The organism is Metabacillus litoralis (genome assembly GCF_007994985.1).
Lineage (GTDB): Bacteria > Bacillota > Bacilli > Bacillales > Bacillaceae > Metabacillus > Metabacillus litoralis.
The window spans coordinates 209806-234707 of sequence record NZ_VOQF01000001.1; the positions used below are offsets into that span (position 1 = coordinate 209806).

Genomic DNA, 24902 nt, shown 5'->3' on the forward strand with positions numbered 1-24902 from the left:
TATCACCTCAGATTATTAGGTCGTTTTCTGTTTTTATTTCAATGGCTTCTTTTAATAGTCTTTGAAGAACAGCCGCAAAGACAGCAACAACCATCGGAGCAAAAATCATCACCATTCCAACAATGATAAGGCCTGGTGCGTCATCTACCTCTGCTAAAATATAGACAAAAGGTAATCCTACAACATATAAGCTACTGATTATTAGCGCAGAATTTTTGATTTTCTTTAGTGCTTTTACAGATAGTTCCGAGAAAGCCTGGTTTTTATCAATATACGTTAAAAGATTAAAAGCTTGGTACAAAGCGAAGTAAAAAGGAACGGCTGAAACATACATAACCATTAAAATTGCATATACCGCATAAGCCAGATCTGATCCTTTTTCTGCTGCTTCATTTGCTTCTGATGCAATCTGTGGTAACAAAAATAAACATAAAGCAAGTACTGGAATTCCTATAAATATAACAGCTATCTTTAGAAAAAGTGTTGAACTTGGTTTCATCTTATACACCTCATTTATTTGTTTTCTATTTGAATTTAACACATTATTTATCGTTTTACAATAAAATATTATTGAAATAAAAAATACTTTATTGTTTTTAATGGGAACTTTAAGAATAAATCAAAAATAAAAAAGCCTCCCACAACAAACGGGATATGCTTCTAGGTTAAAAGATTATATTGTTAACTGATCTTCAACAATCATATTTCATCAATCACTTATCCTTTTTATTCCTTTTTACATGAAACTCAATAAAAAGGACTGGAGTGACAATCGCTGCAAAAAGTATACTCCAAACTATATTAGATGTCTGTTTGTTTGGCGTTACTGTTTTGACGATTAAAAATAAAACTGCAAGCAAATAAATAATTTTGGCATACTTAGCGATAAACAGCAAGCTAATTCCTCATATTCTACTCATACCATACATTTTTCATCATCATTTTGAAAGATTTGTACAGTTACCATCACTAGTTTTTCTAAAAACCTACACCTTATTTAGTACCGAGTCCATTCATGATATGGAATTATACGTATAAAAAAACAATGGATGTTTAGACTATTACAAAAAACAATTGGAAGGTGTAATTACTTGAGGAGACATTTTTTTGCAGCACTTCTTTCATTTGTCATGCCTGGTCTCGGGCAAGTTCATAATCACCAGTTTACTAAAGGGATTATTTTACTCGTTCTTGAACATATTCTAAACAAACTTTCCAATATAAATGCTTCACTCATGCTTTCTTTTAGTGGTCAACACACCGAGGCATTACATCTTATAAATTATGATTTCGCACTATTCTATCCTGGGTTCTATGCACTTTGTGCTTATGATTCTGTAATAAATTCAGATTACAATAAGACTTCTATTGATCATACATTCGCACCCTTTTGGTTTTTCTTATCAGCATTATTGGGTTGTTTTGGTATTTTTTATGCACGATACATTCCTATGCCTATAATTACAGTTGGTTTGTTCATTATATGTATCATGTTAATAGGCACATACACGTATTCATTTAATCGAAAAATTAAATTTTTAGCTAGATAAGCTCTAAAGGTGGAACTAATTATGAAAAATAGATTAGAGAAAATGATAGAACTTTCATCATGGATTGTTACTTCCGTGTTATTAATTAAATTGGTACCTCACAACAAAATCAAAGAAGCTCAAGTTTCGTTTTTATTCAAACAAGTTATCACATGGATTTTTGGGTTGATTGTAGTAGAAAAGAAGCTAATTAGATATCCGTATCGTTTATTTTTCAAAACAGCTAATAAAGCAAGTTTTACGTTTGAATACTTTGTTTACCCTGCATTATGCTCTATTTTCAATTTATACTATCCAGAAAAAAAGAATAATTTGCTTAAAATCTTATATTATTGCTTTCATACCTCAATTATCACTGGCTTTGAAGTGTTCGCTGAAAAGTATACTAACTTAATACACTACAAAAAATGGTCTTGGAAATGGAGTTTTATCACCATTTGGTTTACATATTTTTTATCTAGAATATATTTTAAATGGTTTTTTTATGGTAGTGATAGCTCTCAAACTAATCAGCAACAAATTATTAGGAAATAAGCATTACAAAATTACTTTCTTCCAGTAAAACCAAGCTTTAAGATATTTTTCAAAATCACATGGATGGTGTTTGATACATGCTGCTAGACGAAGATATAAACCAATCATTACTTCTTTGTACAAAATGGATGGATACCTTTCTCCTTTATTCGTTAAATAACTAACTGCTAAATCGAGAGTTTCTTTCGATAAGTCATCTGGCGAGGAACAAAAAGCATAAATAACATCATAAAGTGGGTAACCAATAATTGGAGTCGGATCTATTACACCGACTAATTGTCTCTTATTAAAAATGAAATTATGCACACCACAATCACCATGCAATAACATGGGTCTTCTTTCGGATTCCTGATTCTTTAGTTCTTCCAAGACATTCAGCACGAAATGATATTCTTCGATTGCAACATGTTGTTTTAGTACATTATTAGCTTCAATCAATTCATGGAGAAAAAAATCAGCCCAAGTAGTTTTTAAATCATCAGTATAGCCAAAGCCAGCATGATCTGTGGGAAACGTTTTATAGTGATTTATTACATTTTCCACAAGTGCTTTAAGCATGGTTCGTTTAGTTATTCCACCATTGTTACTAGAACCAGATATGTAGGAATACACTATGTAAAGATAAGATTGCTCAACAAAGAAAAGATCCGGTATGAACTTCAATTCCTTGTAGCATTTAAGAAAATCAGACTCTACTTTAAGAATCTGTGATTCATTAGATTTAACAACATAGTTTGTTTCTTCATTTATACAAAGGAGATACAATTCACTTGATGTACCTCCAGTTAGCTTCTTATAATTTCTGGGTTTTGTTTTAATGATATTATTTTGATTCAGTTCTTTAATGATTTCATCGATATTCATTTCTAAATCCCCACTTTCAAGTAGTTAAGAAAACTGACTAAGCTGTCGCTTATATGATCAAACAAATCGTGGGGTTTCCATTGTGATTCCTTCATTCATTTTTTGTCCTTTACGGCAAAGTATTTTGCTTTATGATCTGAAAACTATTCTTTTCACTAGTAGATACTTCTATCAACCTAGAATTCAGCTAAAATCATTCATGCAAAAAAATCTAGTTAGGTTTACCTTCAAAACAATCTTCACAAATGAATTTCCGTTGTTTCTTAAATAAGCTTTAATTTCTGTAAATCCTTTTTGCTTTGGATAACGTATTTTTACAAATACATCTTCATCTTCCTTAATTTCTTTATTACAAATCGTACATTTCGGTTGATCCCACAACACTTAATCACTCCTAAATAATATTTATCTCTTACTAGAAAGATAATTAATCCTAACTTGTAGATCAGCTTTGCAATTCTTCCATATTAACTTCTTCTACAATTTCTTTAATTCATTACTCTTCACTATCGTTACTTCTACATCTTTTTCAGGACTATTAACGTACCAAAACCGCTTACAACAGATAGATTTTTCTTCTTCATAAAGACATATGAAATTGATGACATGTTATATCTAATCCACCTTAAAGGTAGATTCTATGTGCATCATGTCTTTGAACATTTAATGATCGGTACTCATCAGATTCACTGCAAAAGGTCAATTAATATATAGCTGTTAAACTAAAGATAGCGTTATAGTTCAAAAACAAACTATTATAATTTCTTCCTAATTCTAACATAATCTTCTTGTTTTTTATTCAACAATTTAGTGGTTTGCTGAATAAGTTGTACCAAGTTCATCTAGTCCTTATTCTGATTAAAAAGAATAAAAAAACGCCTCAAACTCTTTTAATATCAAGAATTGAGACGTTTCAGATATAGAGGAAAATCTTAATGAAAATTACGCCAAACAGATTAATCACTTACAATCGTTATATAAAGATCCATTCATATTTAAGGTGTATATATATTCGGCATAGCAGGTGTTTTCATGCCACTTCCTAGGTAGAAGCTTGTATGTGGTGGTTGGTTATACCCAGCATTTTGCCATGCAATACTAGTACGGTATAGAGAATCGTGCATAAGAGTGAAGATTCGCTGATTTGTTATATTAGTCGTTGTATAAATACGTAAAGCACTACTATCTTCTGACCTCCAAATTACTTCTTCTCTCCAGTCTCCAAATAAATCTGCTTGTAGACTTGGGTTACCTTTCGTCCAGTTATTTGAAAAAGTTCCTGTTGCCGTTAAAAGGGTATCCAGCTTGTTTTGTTGATAATTCCATTTATAGATTTTACCAACACCAGTTGAGCCACTCCAATGATGATCAAGAAGCTCACGACTGACATCTCCATCCCACCATATGGCAAAATTCATAGAGGAAGGTGCTGTACTACTGATTTTTGTTCCAGTAACAGAATATAATGATTGACCTGATGCCCATAATTCAGTACCTGCATAGCGTGGATCAATATCAGCAGCTACACCTCGACCAGTATCTTGACCTGTTCGAAGTCCCCATAAAAGCTGCCCAGAATCTCCATCACGAATTCCCATGCCTATAGGAGAACCTGAATTTTCATGAACCTGAAAAATCTCAATTCCGGGATAGTTAGGATTTAAATCACCTACATGGTGAGCATCACCATGCCCCCATCCTGTTGAATGAAGACCTCGACCATTATCATCAATTGCCATTGCACCATAAACGATTTCATCTTTTCCGTCACCATCTAAATCAGCTGTAGCGAGACTATGGTTTCCTTGTCCTGCATAGCTTTGATTCCCAGAATCGTCACTGTCAAATGTCCACAATTCGTTAAAGTCACCATTTCTGTAGTTATAGGCAGTGATCATCGTTTTCTCATAATAACCGCGGGACATAATTAAACTTGGTCTTTGTCCATCAAGGTACGCAACACCGGCAAGGAATCGATCCACACGGTTGCCATAACAATCGCCCCAATCACATACGTTACCCCTTTCCGGTTTAAAGCGAATATTTTCTAATGCCCGACCAGATCCTCCGCTAAAAATCGTTAAATATTCTGGTCCAGATAAAATTCTCCCCTTAGCATCTCGATAATCAGCAGTTGCATTTCCTATCACAGTACCTTGACCATCAATTGTACCGTCCGCAGTTTTCATCGCGACCTCTGCTCTTCCATTGCCATCTAAGTCATAAACAACAAATTGGGTATAGTGAGCTCCTGCTCGTACATTCTTACCTAGATTTATCCTCCAAAGTTGAGTTCCATCTTGGTCATATGCGTCAACAAAAACATTCCCTGTATAGCCATCCTTTGAATTGTCCTTAGAGTTTGACGGATCCCACTTTACGACAATTTCATAATCACCGTCTCCATCCAAATCACCAACACTGGCATCATTTGCACTATAAGAGTAACTAACTCCATCTGGTGTTACACCACCATTAGGCTTTTTGATAGGAACATTTAGATAATTCTCTCCCCATACTTTAACAGTTTCAGATGCAGCTTGCTCAGTATTATTAAGAACAGCTTTCACATAATAAGTTGAACTTGATGTCCCATTTGTATCTAAAAAATTCGTACTTGATGTAATCGGTGAAGAATTTATTTTCTGACCATTTCTATAGAGGTTATATGAAACACTACTTGATTCTGTGGCTAGTAGTCGCCAGCTAACAAATACACCATTGGATGTTTTTACCGCTGTTAACCCTCGGTTTAACGATTCCATTTGTCTTGATGTAGCAGCATGTACTTGATTGAGGTTAGTATCTAAGAATGGAATTGTTGGTAAAAATACTGAAGAAAAGACAACGCTACCTATTAAAACTACTTTTGCTATTTTTTGATATGGACGATTCTTTACCACGATAAATCAGCTCCTAATTTTATAAATTAAATATGCTGATACTTTGGTACATAGCTTCACAACACTCTGTTTAACATTAGATCTAGATATTCTCCCATCAATACTCGTTAAGATCGTTTTAATAAAACTTGAATTATCCTTTGGAGTATGAGAACACTCCCAACTAGACCTAATTTGTGGTTATAGAATATCCGACTGCAAACGTATTACTTACAACCTTACACAAATACTTTTTAAGTACTTTTTTAACTAAGTATCAACTAAATAACAAAAAATCACCTCCACGTACTATTTTAGAAAGCGTTTGCAATTTTATAATATCCTCTTCTCTTCTTAAATTAATATATATAAAACAGTTATTGTTGTTTAAAAAACAGTCATTGAAAAAAATGAATCTATTATACCAGTATTAATAACCTATTTTTAAACATGCCACTTATGGAAGATTTCTACTCGATCATTACAATCGATGCTTCAAAATTTATGGTATTAAAGCAAGATTTACATCTTAAAAATAAATTAAGGTTTTATATGATCTTCCTGATTTTCTTAACAAGTGGACAACATTGAAGATGCATAACATAATATTTACGTAATGTTATTCTTCCTAATTTTATTTCTATTGCTTTTGGTTTCTTATTTACGATAAGAAACCAACACTTAGTCAGTTAAAGTAGCGTCAAGACCAATATCAAGTAATTAATGTAGGAAGAAGTTTTCTATGGAATAAGAATGTAAGGTAATAAAGATAAGTGAAATCTAAGATAGGGAAAAATGGAAATAGTTGTAGCTGCAAAGGTTGAAGAAGAAAGCGGCGAAGAATTAGTACCATTAATATCAATTATAAACAATATAAAATGCTCTAAATCAAATTTCATCAAGCCCACACACAAGAAACTTCTATGTCTTCTTTTACTCTCAAAATGAGCTACAGTGTAATAATTTACTAAGAAAAATATTACAATTTAGTTCACCCCCCCCCAAAAAAAACAACTATGAAAAACCCCAAACACTTAAACGTTTTAAAATTGAAAATTTCTATCCTAAATTAAATCCCGTGTGACCTCCCCCCTATCTTATATAATGTCACAAAAATTTTTACTAGAAAGGAATGACTACATCCATTAATGAGTAAAAAGATTACATATTACATATACTAAAATTAATAATTCTTGTAACAAAATGGCAGCCTAATGAGAAATTAAAACTAAAAATTGCATTGTTGAAAGCACATTCGATAGTGAATATTGAATGAACTAATGAAGTCATACCTTTTTTACGTAATTACACAAACGATATCATTTGGATTAAGGGGTTTTAACAAGATGGAAATTAATTGGTTTGAATGGTTAGGATACCTAGCTTCTCTTATAGTCCTAATTTCTTTATTAATGAGTTCAATTATTAAGCTAAGATGGGTTAATTTAATAGGATCTAGCTTGTTTTCACTTTATGGATTTTTAATAGGTGCTTTACCTGTTGGGACTGTGAACTTAGGGATCGTCATCATTAATATTTATTATCTAGTGAAAATATATAGTGCAAGTGCTAAGAAGGAATACTTTAAGATTCTCTCTATTGAAAAAGATTCAATGTATTTTAACCATTTCATTGATTTCTATAAAGAAGGACTAAATAAATTAACAGATCCTGCTAAGCTCAAAACAAATCATTACGAAGTGAGTTTTTATATTTTACGAAACATGGTACCTGCTGGTGTGTTTTTAGGATCTAAGCACGATAATAATACATTAAAGGTAGAACTTGATTTTGTTATTCCGGAATATCGAGATTTTAAAATTGGAAGTTTTATTTACGAAGATAGTAAAGATTACTTCTTAAACTTAGGCTATAACAGACTAATTAGCTATACATCAAATGATGAACATATCGATTATTTAAGAAGAATGGGATTTAAAGAAAAGAATGAAAAAGGAATGGACTACTTCGAGAAATTACTCACAAAATAGACATAAAAACAACAAAGAGACAAATTTTTGCTCTTTTGTTGTTTTTTGTTTGATTACTTATTATTAGTGCAGAATTGTTCTGAGACTAGTAATACCAATTTTATATTACGAAATCAATTTCTTTTTGGATACTTACTGTATCCAGAGTTTAAAAAGTCCATCTGTTACCCCTAAGTTATACATGTAATATATCCCAAAAATAGTGCTTATTCCTCCAGTAATTAATATGAAGGTTTTATTAAGGTTTACCTTTTTCGAACTAAGTATAAATGGAATACCCAGTAATGTTGTAAAGAAAAGCATACCAACGATTGTTCCAACACCAAATATAAGAATATAAATGGCACCTTCCCATACACTCTCAACTGTACTCATAGTCAAAAGCACCATAGCCGCACTTCCGGCCAATCCATGTACAAATCCAATTAGCGATGATTTCATATAAGTGATTTCATCTTTTGGATGTTTCTCATGAAGATTGCCTTCCATTTTTTTGATGGAACGGATACTTGTGATCCCAAGGTAGACAAGCATAATTCCCACTAAAAACTCCAAAGACATAGCCCAAACAGTTGATATTTCACCTTTCATTAAAATGATAAAAATTCCAAATATAAAAAGTGTTATAGTATGACCAATTCCCCAGAATACACCTGATAAAGATGAACGCCACAACTTTTTACTTCGACTAGCAATAGTGGATACAGCAATTACATGGTCTGGTTCTATAGCATGTTTAATTCCAAGAACAAATCCTAAAGCTAAGATAGATAAATACCCTATTTCCATTAATTATTACTCCTTCTTCATGTCACTGATATTTCAAACATTCTTTCTTGAAAATTATATCATTTTAAATTAAGATCATCGTGGAATTTTTTATTTTTTCACAAATCAACCTTGATCGTAAAATTTACATTCATAAAGACAAAAAGCAGCATTTATATTGTACTTTCCACAATCAAAAAGCTAGTTTTTACTTATCTAAATTAATCTGATCTTTATAAATAACTTTTAAAATCGATTTCTGCTACACAATTTCTTTATTAAAGGCTCTTTTCTGAAGGATTGTTGCTAATTAACCTAATTTCCTGTTAGTAAACATATAAAAGGTACGATTCTAAGAAGAAAAGATGCCACTAGACCTTATACAGTGCTGTTTTCTTCTTAGAACTAAAAGCAGCAAAGTTTACGAAAACAGCCTTAGGTAAAAAGGACTTCTAATTATGTAAAACCGATGATTACCACTTAAAAATACAATTATGATAAAATTTAAAAGCACATATCAAAACATGGTATTCTATTACAAATTATATGATTTAATTTTTAATAACAGTGTCTTTAAAAACAATAAATGTCCTGTTACACAACTGCTATTTTGATGATTTTTTACTCAACAGACAACAATAAATAGAAAATACTGGAGGTTTTAAAATGAATGATAATAGAGATTTAGTGGCACTAAGAGAAGTATCGAGAGAAGAGTTTCTTGATTTGGCTCAAAATGGTGCAAGAGAATTATTTGAACTTGAAAAATATAAAGTGTTTGATGCGTTAAAAGGTGAAGAACAAAATTACTTTGTCTACGAAATGGGAACACACAAATGTTTTTTAATTAATCAAGATACATGTTATCAATTGGTTACATCATTTTACTGTGGTGGAAATAAACCATCCATTCTTGAAGGCTTAAACAATATTGCTTCCTCATTAACATAACAGGAATCGTCATACTTAGAGAATATTAGTAATTAAGAGAACTCTTATAAAGGGTTCTCTTTCTCTTTATAAATCTCTTTTCCACCCCATTTGTCCATCCACTGAAAAATATGGTAATTACAGTAAAAATATAGGATAATACTTAAAAGGAGTGATAATAATGGATCTTCTTACTAGTGTATTATCTTTTGTTGGAAATATTGTATCTGCTTGGTCTATGGCAGCTTGTAGTTACTTTCAAGAAAAATTAGGAAACGGTTAAACCTTTTTAAAAGGACTAATATACTTACGTTAGTCCTTTTTCTTATAACCTAAAACAGCTGGATTTAATTATTCATATTACGAAGCTCTCTTGCTAAAATAGAGCTCCTTAATCCTTTTTGATGAAGCAATTCTTTTAACTCTTGTGAAGTTAGATAAGATAGGCGAAGATGATAATAGTTTATGTATTCTATTAAAGCAAAGCAATACAAAAACAAATAAAATCCATTGAAAGTAATTGGAGAGTATCCAATATTTTTTAGTAAGATAAAAAGACCTAAACATAATAAGAGCACGTTGATTCTCCTAAACCAACGGAATACATGTAATTGTCTATGAGATAAATGATAGCTTTTGTTATGTTTGACTTTACTCCATTTTAAATACCAATAGATACTGCCCTGTAAAAGAATAAATTCGAGCAAAAGAAAGGCATAGATGTTTTCTAAAGAAGTAAGATGAGCGTCGAATGTATCCAAAATATTAATATATAGTATCCAAAGAAATGCAAACATGACTAATGCAAAAAATTCACCAGACATTAAACTAAATAATTTCTTTTCAACGTTTTTCTTCACTTTAGTCCACCTCTTAAAGATCAAAAAAATTCTAATAAACTGTCAAAATACCATTTTCAAATATATTAAACTACACAATAACTTCTTCCCCTTTTAGACCCTTTATTGATACGAAAAAACCATACAATCATAAATGAGTTTATTTTTTACTAATTTAGTGATAAAACAAAATATACAAATACAAGTGTGCTGTAAATCCACACATCACAAAAATAGTTTTAAATAGAGTAATTACACTCCAATTTATTATAAAGTTGTAAATTAGACCAACAGTTATGATGCCCAATGCAATTTTCCCCAGAAGTAAGAAATCAAATAGTAAGAGACCAATTACATAAAGTAAACTTCCTATAATAAAAGACAATTCCAACATGATATGTAAAGGGTGTATTTGTTGTTCTTTTTTTAGCTTTTTCATATCTTTTTTTAAAGCAATAAGAAATCCAATAATAATTCCACATATAAGCAATATTTTTAAAATTAATACAATAATAAAATTCACATCCTTCTCATTTCTTCAACTAAACGTTACTTGTATTAGAATATAGAAACATATGGCAAACTAATTTCATCAAATATTTCCATATAAGAAGGAGTTAATAAATGAGTTTTTCATTTTTAGGTTTCTTAAGTATTATTTGTGCTCTCTTAATAACGGTAAATAAAGAAAAGTATAAATGGCTAGTAGCTCCAGCTGGGTTTAAACAGAAACCAAATATTGCGATAGCCTTTTATTCCATTCTTGGAGCTTTACTTATGTTAAGTTCCATTGTAAATAATCCTTACATAACTAACTTTATTTTACCTGTGTTTGTAATCTGTTTATGCTTACTTACAATCTTAGTCATAAATGCAAAAGGATCGAAATCAGCAAGTTAATTAGTTGGAATACCTTATATAAAAGGAAGCGGTGTTCAAAAATATGATTCCGCTTTTTTGCTTTTAATTCTAGTAAATTGGGCTATACCTTACTTCTTAGGTTTTCTTCATTCGTTTCACTATAAATATGATTAGGACAAATAAATGAATCATTAGGATGACAGGAAAATATAAATTATTTATAGCTCGTAGAAATTTTGCATCATTACTCGTTGTCATATCACCTTCAAATAAAGCAAATTCTTCTGCCCCTATCGTAGCAATATCTAAAAAGACTCCTATCACAGAGAAAAAGATCAAACTATAAATCCATATAGCAGATTTAGATAGTAATATTTTCATGACTGCTCTCCTTCTGTGCCTTCCATTCGTGAAGAACCTAAAATTAGATTAAAGCAAACAGATGATCTATTAACCATTAACTAATCTTTCAACCTGCAACAAATCTTGATTCTCAAATTCCATTCTATATATATCTGGTTTAGTTGTATTTAACAGAAAATCCAATCCATATTTTATGTCATAATAGCCCATCATTAGTGTCATGATGACTGCATGAGTACTAATAACGACCTTATGTCCTTTGTGCGTTATTAGTAATTTCTGTAGAATTTCTATTGCACGCTTTCTGCATTCAGAATTTGACTCTGCACCAGTTAATGAAAAGCTATCATCATCAAAGGATTTTTTTATTAAAGGCATTAGCTCAGAGTCAGACATTCTGGTCTCTTTTACTGTAAAAACTCTTTCTCTAAGATCTTCATATATCATAACTTCTTGCCCTATTTCTTCAGCCAGCTGCTGCACCGTTAATGTCGCGCGAAGATATGGGCTTGAAACGATGAGGTCAATTTTCTCTTTCTTTAGAATCTCTGTGACACTCCGAACTCCCTTTTTTCCTAATTCGGTTAGACCTCTTGTCCTTTCCTCACCTTCTTTAGGCGAATCACAATGTCTTACCATATATATATACGTTTTCATAAAAGCACCTCAATGTTAAAAATCTATTTATCAACTAACATAAAGCTGTAATAACAGTTAAGTATCGGAAATCCTAGTAACCATTGGTAGTAATATCCAACCTCAAATTAAATATTAACATATTTTTACAGAATTATAGTGAAATTGTTGAATTAATTATGAATCTTAGATTTTCTATAGTAGTGACAAATTAAGTTACGATCAACTAGCTTACACTAGGAATAGAAATCTTTTCTTCTTTGCGATTCTGTTGTATTCGATAAATAATAATTAATGATATAAAACCAAATACACCATAAATTATTGATATTTTAAAAGGCTGTATATATTGCATGAGTGGTACAAATAAAAATGCACATAAACCACCTATATGTCCAATTACATCTAGAATACTCAAGTATGTACTTCTATGTTCATCTGGAATTACATCAGCTGAGATTGTTTGTATTACTGGAGAATATATGATTTGCCCAATTGACATTATAGCCATAGCCATATATAAAATTGATGGTATTTCGCCCATACTAAGAGCTATATATCCTATAAAAAACAACAATACACCAAATAATAGAGATTTAATTTCATAGACTTTCTTCAATAGATTAGTGATAACAAAAGTTAAAAAGAAAATCATAAGTGTATTTTCACTTCTTAAAAATCCTAAAATTGTATATCCCTCTGTTTCAAATATATTTACATAATGTACACTTAAATAATATGGTAATTGATTATTCATCAATGAAAGAATCAAAGTTAGCATAACTAAGAATTGAAAGATAGGAGCTTTTAGCATATGCTGATAAACTTTAAGTTTATTACTATTAGCTTTTATCTGATTTTTCACACGGAGATTATTTGATTCCACTTTTCGCTTAATAAAATGATCCTGGACTAAAATTGCTATACAGATACATGATAAAATAGAACTACAACCTACTAAGAAAAATAATAAAGAAGAATACTGTTTAAATAGAAAACCTCCTAATATACTTCCAAGTGCAAAAGACAAATTTGACACCCATAGCATTACAACATATACAGATTTACGATTTTTATTTGTTGTTTCATCAATGATAAAAGCACTATAAGCTGGACCTGATAAGCCAGAAAAAAAGTAAATCAAGAGAAAACTAATAAAAATAATAGTGATTAGCATTTCAGTAAATACACTTGAGAAACAGGCTAAGAAAAAACCAATTCCATTTCCTATTTCTCCGAATATAATCATTTTTTTCCTTCCATATTTGTCTCCTAACTTTCCTCCTAGTAAACTTCCTAGTATTCCAGCTATCCCTACACCTAAAACCATCAATGAAGCTATGTTGATTCCAACACGTTCTACAAAATATACAACAACATAAGGCATAACCATTGCGTTAAATAAGACAGATATAAATAGAAGAACAATTCTTACCTTAATCATTTTACTAAAGGAATGATAGTCTTTAAGAAATCCAAATTTATTCAACATCTTATCCTATTGGTCCGAACATTCTTATCGCAATTGAAATGAATTCGTTCTGTTCCTCTTCACTAGGATTAATGGCATATGAAAGGATTGTACCGAAAAGAAAATTAACATAAGCTACAGATAACATCTTTGCATCCCCTTCTTTAAGCTGACCTAGCTCTTGACCGTATTGAATAAATTTTGCTATAGCATTCTGAATGATTTCAGTGTGTTGAAAAATTATATTAATTTCATTTGGAAATCTTTTATGCTGAGCAATAACTTGAACGATTAATCTCAGGTAAACCTTCATGCTAGAAAATAATATGAAATGCTGCTTAATCATTACTCTTAGTTCATCAACAATTGAAGTTGTATGTTTATTAAAATTCAAAAAGATTTCTACAAACTCTTCTAAAGGCTGTTCAATACAGATAGCAAATAATGCCTCCTTATTACCGTAATATGATGCAACACTTCCAAAACTCACATTTGCTTTTTTAGATATATCAGACATTGTCGTTGCTTCATAACTTTTCATACTAAACAATTCAGTTGCTGCATGAAGTACGTCTCTTTTTTTCATTTCTAATGTTCTTTTATTTTCACTATTCTCCATAAATCTTCACTCCTTATTCTATAAACAAAACTATAATGATTGATTGATCAATCATTATATAATTAGTATAATTAAACCGGAAAAATTTGTAAACAACTTTTGTTAATCCACTTAGCAAATTCTTTAATTGATTGGATACAGTTCTTAAATTATGGTAACCAACAAAGTGATCATACAACTATACATGGGTCGATTACAGTTTGTGATCGTCTAACACTTTATGAAACATATGAATCACTTCAGACGTATAAATATCAAGGTTCGATCATTAAATTAACAGAGCAATTCACAAAAAGGTGGTAATTAGTGTGACTGGAGCGCTTGTAAATCTTATTATCCTTATTCCGTTTTTAATTTTCGCTATAATCCTATCAAAAGGTAAAGGAGCATTCTTACTTGCAGGGTATAATACTATGTCTGAAAGTGAAAAGGCTCAATATGATGAAGTAGCATTATGCAAATTTATGGGGAAAATTATGTATGGTGTTAGCTTTTGCATACTATTATTTGCATTTAGCGATATAGTGGAAAACCAGGTTTTATTTATGATTGCTCTTATCTTACTAATCACTCTTATTGTATTTGCGCTAATATACAGTAATACAAACAACAGATTTAAAAAGAAAAGTTGAAAAATAAATAAAAAGGACTTCGGGGTTCAGCACAGGTGCACATCATCCCGAAGTCCTTTTTATCATTAAAGTTTTTTATAATGAATTTTTATCATAGTGTGTTGTTGGTGGTTCAAATGGTAAACGTTTCATGATAAGTCCTCAAAAGTTAAAGCATTTACATAATTTAATATAAATTGGAAGATGTTCATTGTTATTGAAGCACTAACTACTATAGTAGAAAAAGCATTCCTAATCTAACAGAAATGCTACTCTTTTGTCGAGGTTAGTTATTGTTGCTTCATTAAACCAAAGTTTCTAGCTCCTGGTTCATTACACTAAATTCGCTCATTATCTTGTTATCTTTATAAACTTCCGTTTACCAACTTGTAGTATTAATCCATCGGTAACAGCTATTTCTAATTTCGTATCCTCAATTCTTTCTCCATCTATTTTAACTCCTTTATTTTCAATCATTCTTCGAGCTTCACTTTTTGAGCTTAATAATTGTAAATCAACTAGTAAATCAAGAATTAAAATTTGATCATTTCCGCTCCATTTGACCTCAGGCATTTCATCAGGAATTGACCCTTTTTGGAAAACTGAGACAAAATGCTGCTCTGCTCTGTTCGCTTCTTCCACACCATGGTACATTTCAACAATCGTTTTTCCTAATAGCATTTTCGCATCTCTTGGATGAAGTTCACCAAAATGTAACTGATTCTTAATGATCTCAACTTGTTCAGGTGTAAAAGCTGTCACCAACTCAAAGTATTTAACCATTAACTCATCAGGAATTGACATTGCTTTTCCGTACATTTCCTGGGGGCTTTCATCAATGCCGATGTAGTTTTTCTTAGATTTAGACATTTTCTCAACACCATCAAGTCCTTCTAGTAATGGCATTAGTATCGCAACTTGTTTTTCCTTGCCAAACTTTTCTTGGAAATGTCGTCCCATTAAAATATTAAAATGCTGATCAGTTCCACCAAGCTCAATATCAGATTCTAAAACTACAGAATCGTAGCCTTGCATTAAAGGGTAGAAAAATTCGTGTAGCGATATTGGCTTTCCTAAAGCAATACGTTCCTCAAAATCATCTCTTTCTAAAAGTCTTGCTACCGTAATCTTGCCAGCAAGCTGTATTACATCCTCAAAGTTTAGATCAGATAACCACTTTGAATTATAATGAAGCTCAACCTTTTCCATATCGATTACCTTTGCAAATTGTTCGAAATATGTTTTCGCATTATGCTTCACTTCATCCTCTGTTAATTGCTTTCTCGCCACTGACTTACCTGTGGGATCACCAATTTTCCCAGTGAAATCACCAATAATAAGTTGAATGATGTGACCATTATCCTGAAACTGCTTCATCTTGTTAAGAACCACAGTATGTCCAAGGTGTACATCTGGAGCTGAAGGATCTAACCCTAATTTGATTTTCAGTGGTTTATTTTCAAGTATTGATTTTGCAATTTTCTTCTCTAACTCTTCTGTTGGAATAATATCTTGAACTCCTTGACTGTAAATGATCATTTGCCTTTTTACTTCTTTTAATTGTTCCTCTTTTAACTCTTCTATGAAATTACTCATTATTGTTCCTCCTAAAAAATCAATAAAAAAGCCACATCCCCAAGAAAAGGGACGTGGTTAACTTTGTGCACGCGGTACCACCCTAATTGAAGGAACAATTCCTCCCACTTTACGATTAACGGCTCGTCCGTTCTTTGCTACTATCTTTTTCTTCACAAAGAAAGCTCAAAAACTGTAATTCGTCATTATCTTTGCGTCGATTTTCACCACCCATCGACTCTCTGTAAGCAGAGAGATAATGACTACTGATTGTCCTGTCATCACTTTTTTAGTATTTTATTGTCTATTAAAAGTTATTTTCTCGTATTACCCTTCTAAGTAGCTTAGAGATATCTTTTTTTTCATCGGTAGCTAAACTTGAAGCAATTTCTACTTCACCTTTATGAAAGTTTGGATATACCTTTTCCATTACGTCTTTACCTTTTTCGGTTATCGTAACGTAAGTGATTCGCCTATCTCTGTTATCCACCTTTCGATAACACAGCTCTTTTCGCTCCAAGGTTTTTGTAATATTGCTTATTGTTGCTTTTGAAACACCAGCCGATTGTGCTAATTTTTTCGTTTCCACTGATTTCCATATCCACAAATCATAAAGCAAAGAAAATGAAGTCCATGATAACCCAAACTCTGATAGCACTTCTCGTTCCATTTTGTTTCTTAGCCCTTGAGCAACTCTATAAATATTCGTTACAACAGAAATAGCATCTAAATCAAGTGAATCCAAAGGTAGCTTCGCTAATAGATTTATTGTATCTTTCTCATCAGATAACAATTCCCCATCATCATCAAAAGCATGAATAATAATCACCTCCGTTTGAATTTTCATAATCGTTAGCTATGAAACGATAATAACAAAAAATTTTTTTCTTTGCAAGAGCATGTTAAGAATCTCTTGTCAGATCAATAATTAGGACTAGGATATTCTAAATAACTATTTCGTTCTGCAACTTGAACTAAGTTCACTTCACATATCGAACGAATTTACTTTAATTTAAAAAAACAGTTCCTTTTGAAAAGTATTAGGACAAATCAATATATAGTATATTGAAAAAATCAATCTGATCATCCTAACACCACCAAAAATTATTTTAAGATAATTTCTATATCTTCAGCTGTAGGATTCTCTTCAGTATAGGCAATCCAATACATATATTGCATAGAAAAATCTTCTGTGTATTCTTCTATATATGTTACTGCTTTTACCATCTCTCCAAGTACTTTAACGCCTTTTACATTCGAATTCTGTGGTTGTTTAACTGATAAAAGTAGAGTTACAGATGGACCATCATTTCTTCCAAATATCATTCCATTTACCTCTTGATCTAACAGCGATAACGTAACATCATCAGGTCCAGCAACCCATTCTAATATTTTATTTTTATTCTTTAAAATCACTAGATCTGGATTATGATTATTGCTATTTATATGGTTATTTTTAAAAATGACATAAATAAAATTACCTTTTATGTCATAATCGATAATTTCTTTTTCTTCTAATTTATTATCTGCCATAATACTGGTGATTTGTTGTTCTAAAGACAGGTTTTCTGAGCTAGTAGGTTTCACATCACTATTGGAACAACCAATCAAAATTATCAGGATGAAAAAAGATACAAATAAACTTTTCACAACATCACTTCTCCTTTATTAGAGATCTACTGCTTTTACAATATTTAAATACTTTTCCTAATTTTAACACAATTACTTATACCACAAACCTTTTTAAAATAGTGTCTAATTTTTCGTATGTCACAGAGTTTCTCTAACTCTATTTCATTTCATTAAATTTTAAAAATTAAAATGTATAAATTTTTAAAGCATGTTACATTCGAAAGGTAAACAAACCAATATAGACTTGAAAGGTAGGAAGATTATGAACTTCAAAATCGAAACAATATCAAACGATCGAATTGCTTATATGCGAAGAGTTGGTCCTTATGGTCCTGCTAACACGGAAGTAATGGAAAAGTTAAAAAATTGGGCTAAGGAGAAAAATCTTCTTCTTGATACTGAGATATTATTTGCAATAGCTCAAGATAATCCAGTAACAACATTTCCTGAAAACTGTAGATTTGACGCTTGTATAGTTATTCCTGAAAATTTTCATTGTGATGATTCAGTTTCTGAAGGAGAACTTACAGGTGGAAAGTATATGATTTGTGAAGTAAAACATACAGCAGATGCTATTCAAAAAGCATATTCTGAGATTTTTCAATTACTTCAAATGCATGGGTATCAAATGGAAAACAAACCAATGATGGAAAAATACATTGGTGATCCAGTTAGCAATCCTTATTGTGAAATATGTATTCCTATTAAACCATAAAAATATTGCTTTTTCCTAAGAAGAACAAGTTGCTATGAACAACGACGATAGCTTCTTGTTCTTCAGGAACATAGATGGTAAGAAAAATTCTTATACAAGAAAATGTTAAAATCATTCAGCATCTTCTATTTTCATTTTTTTAAGACAGTTATTTAAGATATTTTTATCAATTTTATTAACTAGAAAATACTTTTCTTCATAAATCGTTTTAATCGCTTCTTTTATACCATGCTTAGTAAGAATCATTTTATCTATATTTTTAACAAAAAGGTTTAATGGAACAGCTTCCTCATCTTCATATAATGGTGGCTGAAGATAAGATATTTCTTCGTATTTTTCATAGTGATTTCTAGAAAAAAATCTATTTCTTTTCATACAAGCTTTCTTTTCTTCTTCAGTGTGAGCCATTTCATGTGTTTCCGTTTCTAAGAATATGGCTCTAATTGTTGAATTACCTGTTTGGATAGCATCATGATTTAACAATTCTTCCATTTTTGCTAATGTTTTTGAACCTACACCAACATTTTGCAGTTTTGGATTTGTGACAATATAAACTACAAACCCAGAATTTATTTCAGCAAAATAATGAGCCGTTGCAAATGAAACCAGCTCTTCTTCAATTAACCCTACTAAGAAGTGATAGTTATTGTTCTTTCTTGTCTTAGCTATGTGTACACTTTCTAGAAAAATATTATGTGGTTCTCTCACTTCAATAGGAAAAGCTTGATCGTATAATTTCATTACAGGTTCAACGTATGATAGATTTTCATTATTAACTTCTACCCATTTTATTGCCATAATATAACCACCTACTTCCAATTTTCTCATCTTAAACCTCTAATAAAAAACCATTTTATTTTGGAACAATTCAATTCTTCATTTAAAAAGAAGGTGGAGTTACTGAAAAAAGGATAGCTGCATTTTCGGTAAAGTCATTTTCCCATTTATGCTTCATAAATGCTGGAATTTTCACACTATCACCTGTTTGTAGAATGTACTCTTTATCATCTAAAAACACTTTAATTTTTCCTTCTAACACAAAAGCAACTTCTTCACCTTTATGTTCTAAAAGTTTCTCAGACGAAGATGTATTTGGAGGAACATTCATAATTGCTGTTGCCAGTGTTCCAGTAAAATGAGGAGACAACAACTCATAAGATAGGTTTTCAACAACCATTTTCTTACGTTCATTTGATCTTACAACTAAGTCCTCCGTGTTTGATTCTTCAAGTAAAAAACTAAATGTTGGTACATCAAGGGATTTAGCTAAAACCTTTAATGTTTGGATCGATGGATTCGCCAACCCACGTTCAATCTGACTTAACATGGAAGGAGTAATTTCTGCTATTTTTGCTAATTGCCTACTACTCCACCCTTTAGCTTTTCTGAATCTCTCTACTTTTTTCCCAATATCAATATTATCCATTTATATACTCCTTTATATTAAATATAAATTAATTTTTTAAAATTCAATTTAACAATTTATTTACGTATGTGTTAAACTACATTTAACATTTATTAATTATAATTTTAACAGAACACATTTAACAAGTCATTGGGAGTGGATAAAATGAATGAACTATTTACGTTTCTTGTTCTTTCGTTATTTGTTGTGATGAGCCCAGGAATTGATACCGCTCTTATCACGAAAAGAACAATTTCAGACGGAAGAAATGCTGGGTATAAAATGGCTTTAGGTATTACAACTGGATCTTTAGTGCACACATTTGCTGCGGCTTTTGGACTTTCAGCTATTTTAATGCAATCTGCTGTTGCTTTTGAAATTGTTAAATATGCTGGATCAATCTACTTGATATACCTTGGATTGTCTTCTTTCATCTCAAAGAAAAAGAACGATACTACTATTGATGAAAGACAACACCAGGTTGAAGAGAAAAAGTCAGCTTTTAATCAAGGCTTATTCTCGAATGTACTTAATCCAAAGGTAGCAATGTTCTTCATAACATTTTTACCCCAATTTATTAAAACTGGAGAAAACGCCACACAGCAACTTATCTTAATGGGCGTTATCTACACTCTTTTGTCGATTTCTTGGTTTTTTATTTATGTCTTTTTTATAAACTATTTACGCGAGTGGTTAATGTCCCCCAAGGTTCAAAAGGTAATGGATCAAGCAACAGGTCTTGTTTTAATCGGATTTGGGTTAAAGCTTGCTTTCGATAAACAACAATAAAAATAAACGATAAAGACATTGAGGGTCACTCAATGCTTTTTATCGTTTATTTACCATCTTTTAAGTTACTTCTATTATTATTTTTTACTAGATTATTTAAGTGCATTTTTCAAAAAAAACTACTTTGCTCTTAACGTAATTAACCCAATACTCGGTGTATTAAATAGTCTAAATTGAGCAAACCAAGGGCCACTTACACCTAAGCCGTTGTTGACATACTGTGTATGGTTTTCAACAGTATGAACACCTGTAACATTTACTTTACCAGGTAGAAAACCATGATTTGGTGCATATAAAGGGCCGATAATTGGTAATTGAAATTGACCTCCACGTGTATGGCCATTAAGACTAATATCCCAATGTCTCCATTCTTCTCCTTTATCATTTAACTCTGATGTTCGATATTCACGTATTGAAGAATCTTCTTTGTCAATTTCTGTGGGACGATGTGCTATTTCAATTGTAAATGGATGCTCCTGCTGGTTATAGCGAGCTTCAAACTGATCACTTGCCTCGATTAATTGCTCTGGAATTTCATTTGCACCCACTTCATTTATTACCACATATGGATTCGTTTTTAGCCAGATTGACTGCTTTTCCTTCTTTATTTCCTGACCTGGGTACAGTGGCTTAACATCATATTTTATAAACAAATCATAAAAGCGATTTCCTTCCTTAAGTGCAGCTGTACTGTTATCAGCATCTTTATCACCTAAAATAAAATACATTTCTTTATTTTTCGGCATGCCCTTCAGTATGTTTTCTAAAGGCTGTAGATCTTCTTCGTCATCAGAAGCATAATCTCCAGTGAAAACAGCCAAATCATATTTCTGTTTAGTAATCAAATCTACTAGCTTTTCTTGATTTCTACCAAACTCTTTTCCATGTAAATCAGAAATCTGTAAAATTTTATAATTGTCAAATTGTGTTGGTAAACGATCATGGTCAATTGTCACAGTATCAACTACTACAGAATTATTTCTCCATATTGTACCTAGTATAAGTAAGATAACGGACGCAACCACAATCATAACAGGATTTATTTTTTTCATTGTTATTCTCCTCTATTGCCCCACAATTTTTTTATAGCTTTTTTCTGTAAATATAAATGTTACACCATATATGACGGTATAAATGATAGCTGCAAAAAGAGAACTACCTAGTACAATTAGCCCCATATCTTCAATAGCAATTCCTATGATATTCGTCACAAGCTGTAGACTAACTACTAAATGCATAAGCGCCACTGCAAGCGGTGCAAAAAACATAATAAGCGTTTGTTTTCTAATTGTTTTCCGTATTTCCTTATCACTCATACCTACTTTTTTCATAATCGAAAATCGTTTTCGATCATCATAACCTTCTGTTATCTGCTTATAAAAAATCATTAGCGCTGTTTCAGCAAATAATATGATGCTGATAAACATTCCTAAAAACAATAAGCTACCATAACGCACTAATAAAGTTTCTCTGTAAATTGATTTTGATGAGACATCTACATTTCCTATAGATTCAGCTTTTTTTGCAATCTCATGAGAAAATTCATTTACTGCATTTGTACTGCCCTGCATATTAAAATCTTGGAACATAGTAAAGACAACGGGATTTTCTAAGCCAACTTTAAGCGCCAAATCTCCAGTTAACGGTGCGATCACAAACATCCAATTAGCATCTACACTATTTCCTAATGAAGTATCGATTGGAAAATCTTTTACTGTATCTATTACATCAAACGAAGTATCCTCTACTGTGATACTTTTTAATTTTGCTGTTACTTCATCTTCTAGGAGTAGCACTTCATTTGCAGCTAAAGAGAGATTTCTTTTTGTTAGCTTATTAAAATCCTCAAGAGGTAAAAGCAGAAAAAATTCTTCCTTTCCATCTCCTGTCAAATCTGCTGCATACTTTCCCCCACGATACGATGTCGCGGACTTAATTTCGATACCAAAACGCTCCTTATTACTGTCAATAAATTCTTGAAGCTTTTTTTGCTCCGTTTGATTTTCTACTGTATTTTCAATAGATACATCATACTGAAATGCATTGTTTAGCTCTTTATCAACACCAAAATATAATGAAACTGTTGTTGTCATGACAATCAAGGTAGCCGTACTTAAAACAGCAATATTTGATAAACCAACCGCATTGAGTTTCATGCGATAAAGCAGCGTTGAAATCAATGTGAAATACTTTTTGTTATAATAAAAGTTCTCATTTTTCCGAAGAATTTTTAAGACGACGATACTGATTGCAATAAAAAGTAGATATGATGCAATAATGACAAAAATAATGACCATTAACATCACATTTAAATCATCTTTCGGATTATTGACTTTAAAAGATAAACTATATCCAGTTATTAAACTAATAACGCCAAGCAAAGCCCAAATAAACTTTGCCTTTGGCTCGACCTCTCCTACTTGAGCACCCTTCATTAATTCAATCACACGAATCGAATGAATTTGCTTTAAGTTACTTAAATAAATGATTAAAAAGAAGATCATATAAGTAGCAATTGTTTTGATCATTGCCGATAAAGAAATTGCGTTTACTGATAACGACACATTCATCAAGCTTGACATAGCTTTACCAACAATTTGATTGAACATTGTACCCATTAAAATTCCGATAAACATTGTGATGAATGCAAGTATCCAGTTTTCAATCAGCAATATTTTTTTTATATGCTTTTTCTCTAAGCCTAATAAATTGTAAAGACCAATTTCCTTTTGACGTCTTTTAAAAATAAAGCTATTTGTGTACATTAAGAAAAGCAGGGAAAGAACAGTAAACAATATGCTTCCAAATTTCATCACGTCGATTGTGAAGTTTCCACCAGATATTGATTTTAGTGCTTCAGCATTTACTAAGTTGTTAATCGTATAGAATAAAGCAATAATGACAATGCAGGTTACGATATAAGGAAGAAACATTCGTAGATTATTTTTTAAGTTTGTAGCTGCTAATTTAAAATATAGTTTGTTATTCATTGTGGATCCTCTTCGCAACTGCAGACGATTGCATGTCGAAAATCTTCTGTGTTAAATCTTCTCCTTTATATGATTTACGAATTTCACTGATTATTTTTCCATCTTTAATGAATAGCACACGACTCGCTTTACTTGCTGCACACACACTATGTGTTACCATAATGATTGTCTGCCCACTTTGGTGAAATTTTCCTAATAAATCTAATAGCTCATTTGCTGAACGAGAATCTAGTGCACCAGTAGGTTCATCTGCTAAAATCAAGCTCGGTGAAGTAATTAAAGCTCGTGCAACCGCGGCCCTTTGCTGCTGTCCTCCCGAAACCTCGTAAGGATATTTATCCAACACATGATCTATTCCTAACGTTACAGCTATTTGTTTTACTTTTTCATTCATTTCTTTTACTGATTTATTAGCCAGTACTAATGGAAGAAAAATATTATCCTTTAAGTTAAATTGATCCAGCAAATTAAAATCCTGAAAAACAAATCCTAAATGTTTTCGACGAAATGCAGCCAGTTCTTCATTTTTTATAGATTGATAATTCACTCCCTCTAGCATCACTTCTCCTTCTGTGACATCATCCAAGGAAGCTAAAATATTTAGCAAAGTAGTCTTGCCAGATCCTGATTCTCCCATAATCGCAATATATTCACCTTTTTTGACGGTGAAATTTATATCTACTAATGCCTCAACCTTAGCACCTAACCTAGGTTTATATACCTTTTTCACATTTTGAACGTTTAAAATTTCCATCTTTAGCCCTCCAATAAAATAAAAACACCTTTGTTCCAGTACATTTATCATACTGAAAACAAAGGTGTTGTTTATTTGGGTTTTATAACAATAATCTTCTCTTTTTCTTCTAAAATTCTTACG

The 24902-nt window shown here is 31.5% G+C and carries 26 protein-coding genes and 1 other annotated feature; of the genes, 8 read left to right on the forward strand and 18 right to left on the reverse strand.

The window, feature by feature from the left end; translation table 11 throughout:
- Window positions 1–7: 7 nt before the first annotated feature.
- Window positions 8–499 (reverse strand): DUF2975 domain-containing protein, encoded by a 492-nt coding sequence (locus FS935_RS01075; RefSeq protein WP_146945681.1) that lies wholly within the window; start codon window positions 497–499, stop codon window positions 8–10.
- Between the two features lie 592 nt (window positions 500–1091).
- Between FS935_RS01075 and FS935_RS01080 the strand changes: the two genes are divergently transcribed.
- Together FS935_RS01080 and FS935_RS01085 are read left to right on the forward strand one after the other, a co-directional pair.
- Window positions 1092–1550 carry a hypothetical protein gene (locus tag FS935_RS01080; protein WP_146945682.1) on the forward strand — a complete coding sequence of 153 codons (459 nt, stop codon included), beginning with the start codon at window positions 1092–1094 and terminating at the stop codon, window positions 1548–1550.
- Window positions 1551–1571: 21 nt separating this feature from the next.
- Complete coding sequence (locus FS935_RS01085) at window positions 1572–2084, forward strand: CBO0543 family protein (RefSeq protein ID WP_146945683.1); 513 nt, start codon at window positions 1572–1574, stop codon at window positions 2082–2084.
- 3 nt (window positions 2085–2087) lie between these two features.
- On the opposite strand, the gene FS935_RS01090 is transcribed toward FS935_RS01085, so the two are convergent.
- From FS935_RS01090 to FS935_RS01100, 3 genes are all read right to left on the reverse strand, one after another.
- Complete coding sequence (locus tag FS935_RS01090; protein WP_146945684.1) at window positions 2088–2948, reverse strand: phosphotransferase; 861 nt, start codon at window positions 2946–2948, stop codon at window positions 2088–2090.
- A 183-nt stretch (window positions 2949–3131) separates the two neighbouring features.
- Window positions 3132–3332: a Fe3+ hydroxamate ABC transporter substrate-binding protein gene (locus FS935_RS01095; protein ID WP_338036889.1), complete on the reverse strand. Its 201-nt coding sequence runs from the start codon at window positions 3330–3332 to the stop codon at window positions 3132–3134.
- Between the two features lie 611 nt (window positions 3333–3943).
- Window positions 3944–5767 carry a rhamnogalacturonan lyase gene (locus FS935_RS01100; protein WP_500684359.1) on the reverse strand — a complete coding sequence of 608 codons (1824 nt, stop codon included), beginning with the start codon at window positions 5765–5767 and terminating at the stop codon, window positions 3944–3946.
- Between the two features lie 1409 nt (window positions 5768–7176).
- Here FS935_RS01100 and FS935_RS01105 point away from each other — a divergent pair.
- Complete coding sequence (locus FS935_RS01105; protein ID WP_158638490.1) at window positions 7177–7821, forward strand: GNAT family N-acetyltransferase; 645 nt, start codon at window positions 7177–7179, stop codon at window positions 7819–7821.
- 132 nt (window positions 7822–7953) lie between these two features.
- On the opposite strand, the gene FS935_RS01110 is transcribed toward FS935_RS01105, so the two are convergent.
- Window positions 7954–8610, reverse strand: a complete 657-nt coding sequence (locus FS935_RS01110) for an urease accessory protein UreH domain-containing protein (protein ID WP_146945686.1) — start codon at window positions 8608–8610, stop codon at window positions 7954–7956.
- Window positions 8611–9255: 645 nt separating this feature from the next.
- On the opposite strand from FS935_RS01110, the gene FS935_RS01115 reads away from it, so the two are divergent.
- Entirely contained in the window at window positions 9256–9540 is a 285-nt protein-coding gene (locus FS935_RS01115; protein WP_146945687.1) for a hypothetical protein, read from the forward strand.
- Window positions 9541–9866: 326 nt separating this feature from the next.
- Here FS935_RS01115 and FS935_RS01120 read toward each other — a convergent pair whose 3' ends face one another.
- Complete coding sequence (locus FS935_RS01120) at window positions 9867–10379, reverse strand: hypothetical protein (protein WP_146945688.1); 513 nt, start codon at window positions 10377–10379, stop codon at window positions 9867–9869.
- Between the two features lie 603 nt (window positions 10380–10982).
- Between FS935_RS01120 and FS935_RS01125 the strand changes: the two genes are divergently transcribed.
- On the forward strand, window positions 10983–11258 hold the full coding sequence (locus FS935_RS01125) for a hypothetical protein (protein WP_146945689.1): 276 nt from the start codon (window positions 10983–10985) through the stop codon (window positions 11256–11258).
- Between the two features lie 96 nt (window positions 11259–11354).
- On the opposite strand, the gene FS935_RS01130 is transcribed toward FS935_RS01125, so the two are convergent.
- The 4 genes from FS935_RS01130 to FS935_RS01145 form a co-directional block, all read right to left on the reverse strand.
- Window positions 11355–11600, reverse strand: coding sequence for a hypothetical protein (locus FS935_RS01130; RefSeq protein ID WP_146945690.1), 246 nt, complete (start codon window positions 11598–11600; stop codon window positions 11355–11357).
- A 69-nt stretch (window positions 11601–11669) separates the two neighbouring features.
- Entirely contained in the window at window positions 11670–12239 is a 570-nt protein-coding gene (locus tag FS935_RS01135; protein WP_146945691.1) for a histidine phosphatase family protein, read from the reverse strand.
- A 205-nt stretch (window positions 12240–12444) separates the two neighbouring features.
- A complete protein-coding gene (locus FS935_RS01140) occupies window positions 12445–13707 on the reverse strand; it encodes an MFS transporter (RefSeq protein ID WP_158638491.1) in 1263 nt (420 codons plus the stop codon).
- 4 nt (window positions 13708–13711) lie between these two features.
- Entirely contained in the window at window positions 13712–14308 is a 597-nt protein-coding gene (locus FS935_RS01145; protein ID WP_146945693.1) for a TetR/AcrR family transcriptional regulator, read from the reverse strand.
- A 308-nt stretch (window positions 14309–14616) separates the two neighbouring features.
- Here FS935_RS01145 and FS935_RS01155 point away from each other — a divergent pair, with 308 nt between their 5' ends.
- Window positions 14617–14940 (forward strand): DUF3784 domain-containing protein, encoded by a 324-nt coding sequence (locus FS935_RS01155; RefSeq protein ID WP_146945695.1) that lies wholly within the window; start codon window positions 14617–14619, stop codon window positions 14938–14940.
- Between the two features lie 330 nt (window positions 14941–15270).
- On the opposite strand, the gene tyrS is transcribed toward FS935_RS01155, so the two are convergent.
- The 3 genes from tyrS to FS935_RS01170 all read right to left on the reverse strand — a co-directional run bounded on the left by tyrS (window position 15271) and on the right by FS935_RS01170 (window position 18144).
- The gene (tyrS, locus tag FS935_RS01160) at window positions 15271–16515 is read right to left on the reverse strand and encodes a tyrosine--tRNA ligase (RefSeq protein ID WP_146945696.1); all 1245 of its coding nucleotides are present in this window, start codon (window positions 16513–16515) and stop codon (window positions 15271–15273) included.
- 44 nt (window positions 16516–16559) lie between these two features.
- Window positions 16560–16785 (reverse strand) — a binding site (T-box leader).
- A 16-nt stretch (window positions 16786–16801) separates the two neighbouring features.
- Window positions 16802–17341 carry a MarR family transcriptional regulator gene (locus tag FS935_RS01165; protein ID WP_146945697.1) on the reverse strand — a complete coding sequence of 180 codons (540 nt, stop codon included), beginning with the start codon at window positions 17339–17341 and terminating at the stop codon, window positions 16802–16804.
- 257 nt (window positions 17342–17598) lie between these two features.
- On the reverse strand, window positions 17599–18144 hold the full coding sequence (locus FS935_RS01170) for a hypothetical protein (RefSeq protein WP_146945698.1): 546 nt from the start codon (window positions 18142–18144) through the stop codon (window positions 17599–17601).
- A gap of 244 nt (window positions 18145–18388) precedes the next feature.
- Between FS935_RS01170 and FS935_RS01175 the strand changes: the two genes are divergently transcribed.
- Window positions 18389–18841, forward strand: a complete 453-nt coding sequence (locus tag FS935_RS01175; RefSeq protein ID WP_146945699.1) for an AraC family transcriptional regulator — start codon at window positions 18389–18391, stop codon at window positions 18839–18841.
- 111 nt (window positions 18842–18952) lie between these two features.
- Here FS935_RS01175 and FS935_RS01180 read toward each other — a convergent pair whose 3' ends face one another.
- Together FS935_RS01180 and FS935_RS01185 are read right to left on the reverse strand one after the other, a co-directional pair.
- A complete protein-coding gene (locus FS935_RS01180; protein ID WP_240050775.1) occupies window positions 18953–19669 on the reverse strand; it encodes a GNAT family N-acetyltransferase in 717 nt (238 codons plus the stop codon).
- Between the two features lie 52 nt (window positions 19670–19721).
- On the reverse strand, window positions 19722–20267 hold the full coding sequence (locus FS935_RS01185; RefSeq protein ID WP_146945700.1) for a cupin domain-containing protein: 546 nt from the start codon (window positions 20265–20267) through the stop codon (window positions 19722–19724).
- A 144-nt stretch (window positions 20268–20411) separates the two neighbouring features.
- Between FS935_RS01185 and FS935_RS01190 the strand changes: the two genes are divergently transcribed.
- Window positions 20412–21035 carry a LysE family translocator gene (locus FS935_RS01190; RefSeq protein ID WP_146945701.1) on the forward strand — a complete coding sequence of 208 codons (624 nt, stop codon included), beginning with the start codon at window positions 20412–20414 and terminating at the stop codon, window positions 21033–21035.
- 119 nt (window positions 21036–21154) lie between these two features.
- Here the strand turns inward: FS935_RS01190 and FS935_RS01195 are convergent, their stop codons facing one another.
- Genes FS935_RS01195 through FS935_RS01205 form a run of 3 tightly spaced genes read right to left on the reverse strand, consistent with a single transcriptional unit; the run spans window position 21155 to window position 24779 of the window.
- Window positions 21155–22087 (reverse strand): metallophosphoesterase, encoded by a 933-nt coding sequence (locus FS935_RS01195; protein WP_146945702.1) that lies wholly within the window; start codon window positions 22085–22087, stop codon window positions 21155–21157.
- A gap of 12 nt (window positions 22088–22099) precedes the next feature.
- Window positions 22100–24025, reverse strand: coding sequence for an ABC transporter permease (locus tag FS935_RS01200; protein ID WP_146945703.1), 1926 nt, complete (start codon window positions 24023–24025; stop codon window positions 22100–22102).
- A complete protein-coding gene (locus FS935_RS01205) occupies window positions 24018–24779 on the reverse strand; it encodes an ABC transporter ATP-binding protein (RefSeq protein WP_146945704.1) in 762 nt (253 codons plus the stop codon). Before FS935_RS01205 ends, FS935_RS01200 begins: the two co-directional genes overlap by 8 nt.
- Window positions 24780–24902 lie beyond the last annotated feature (123 nt).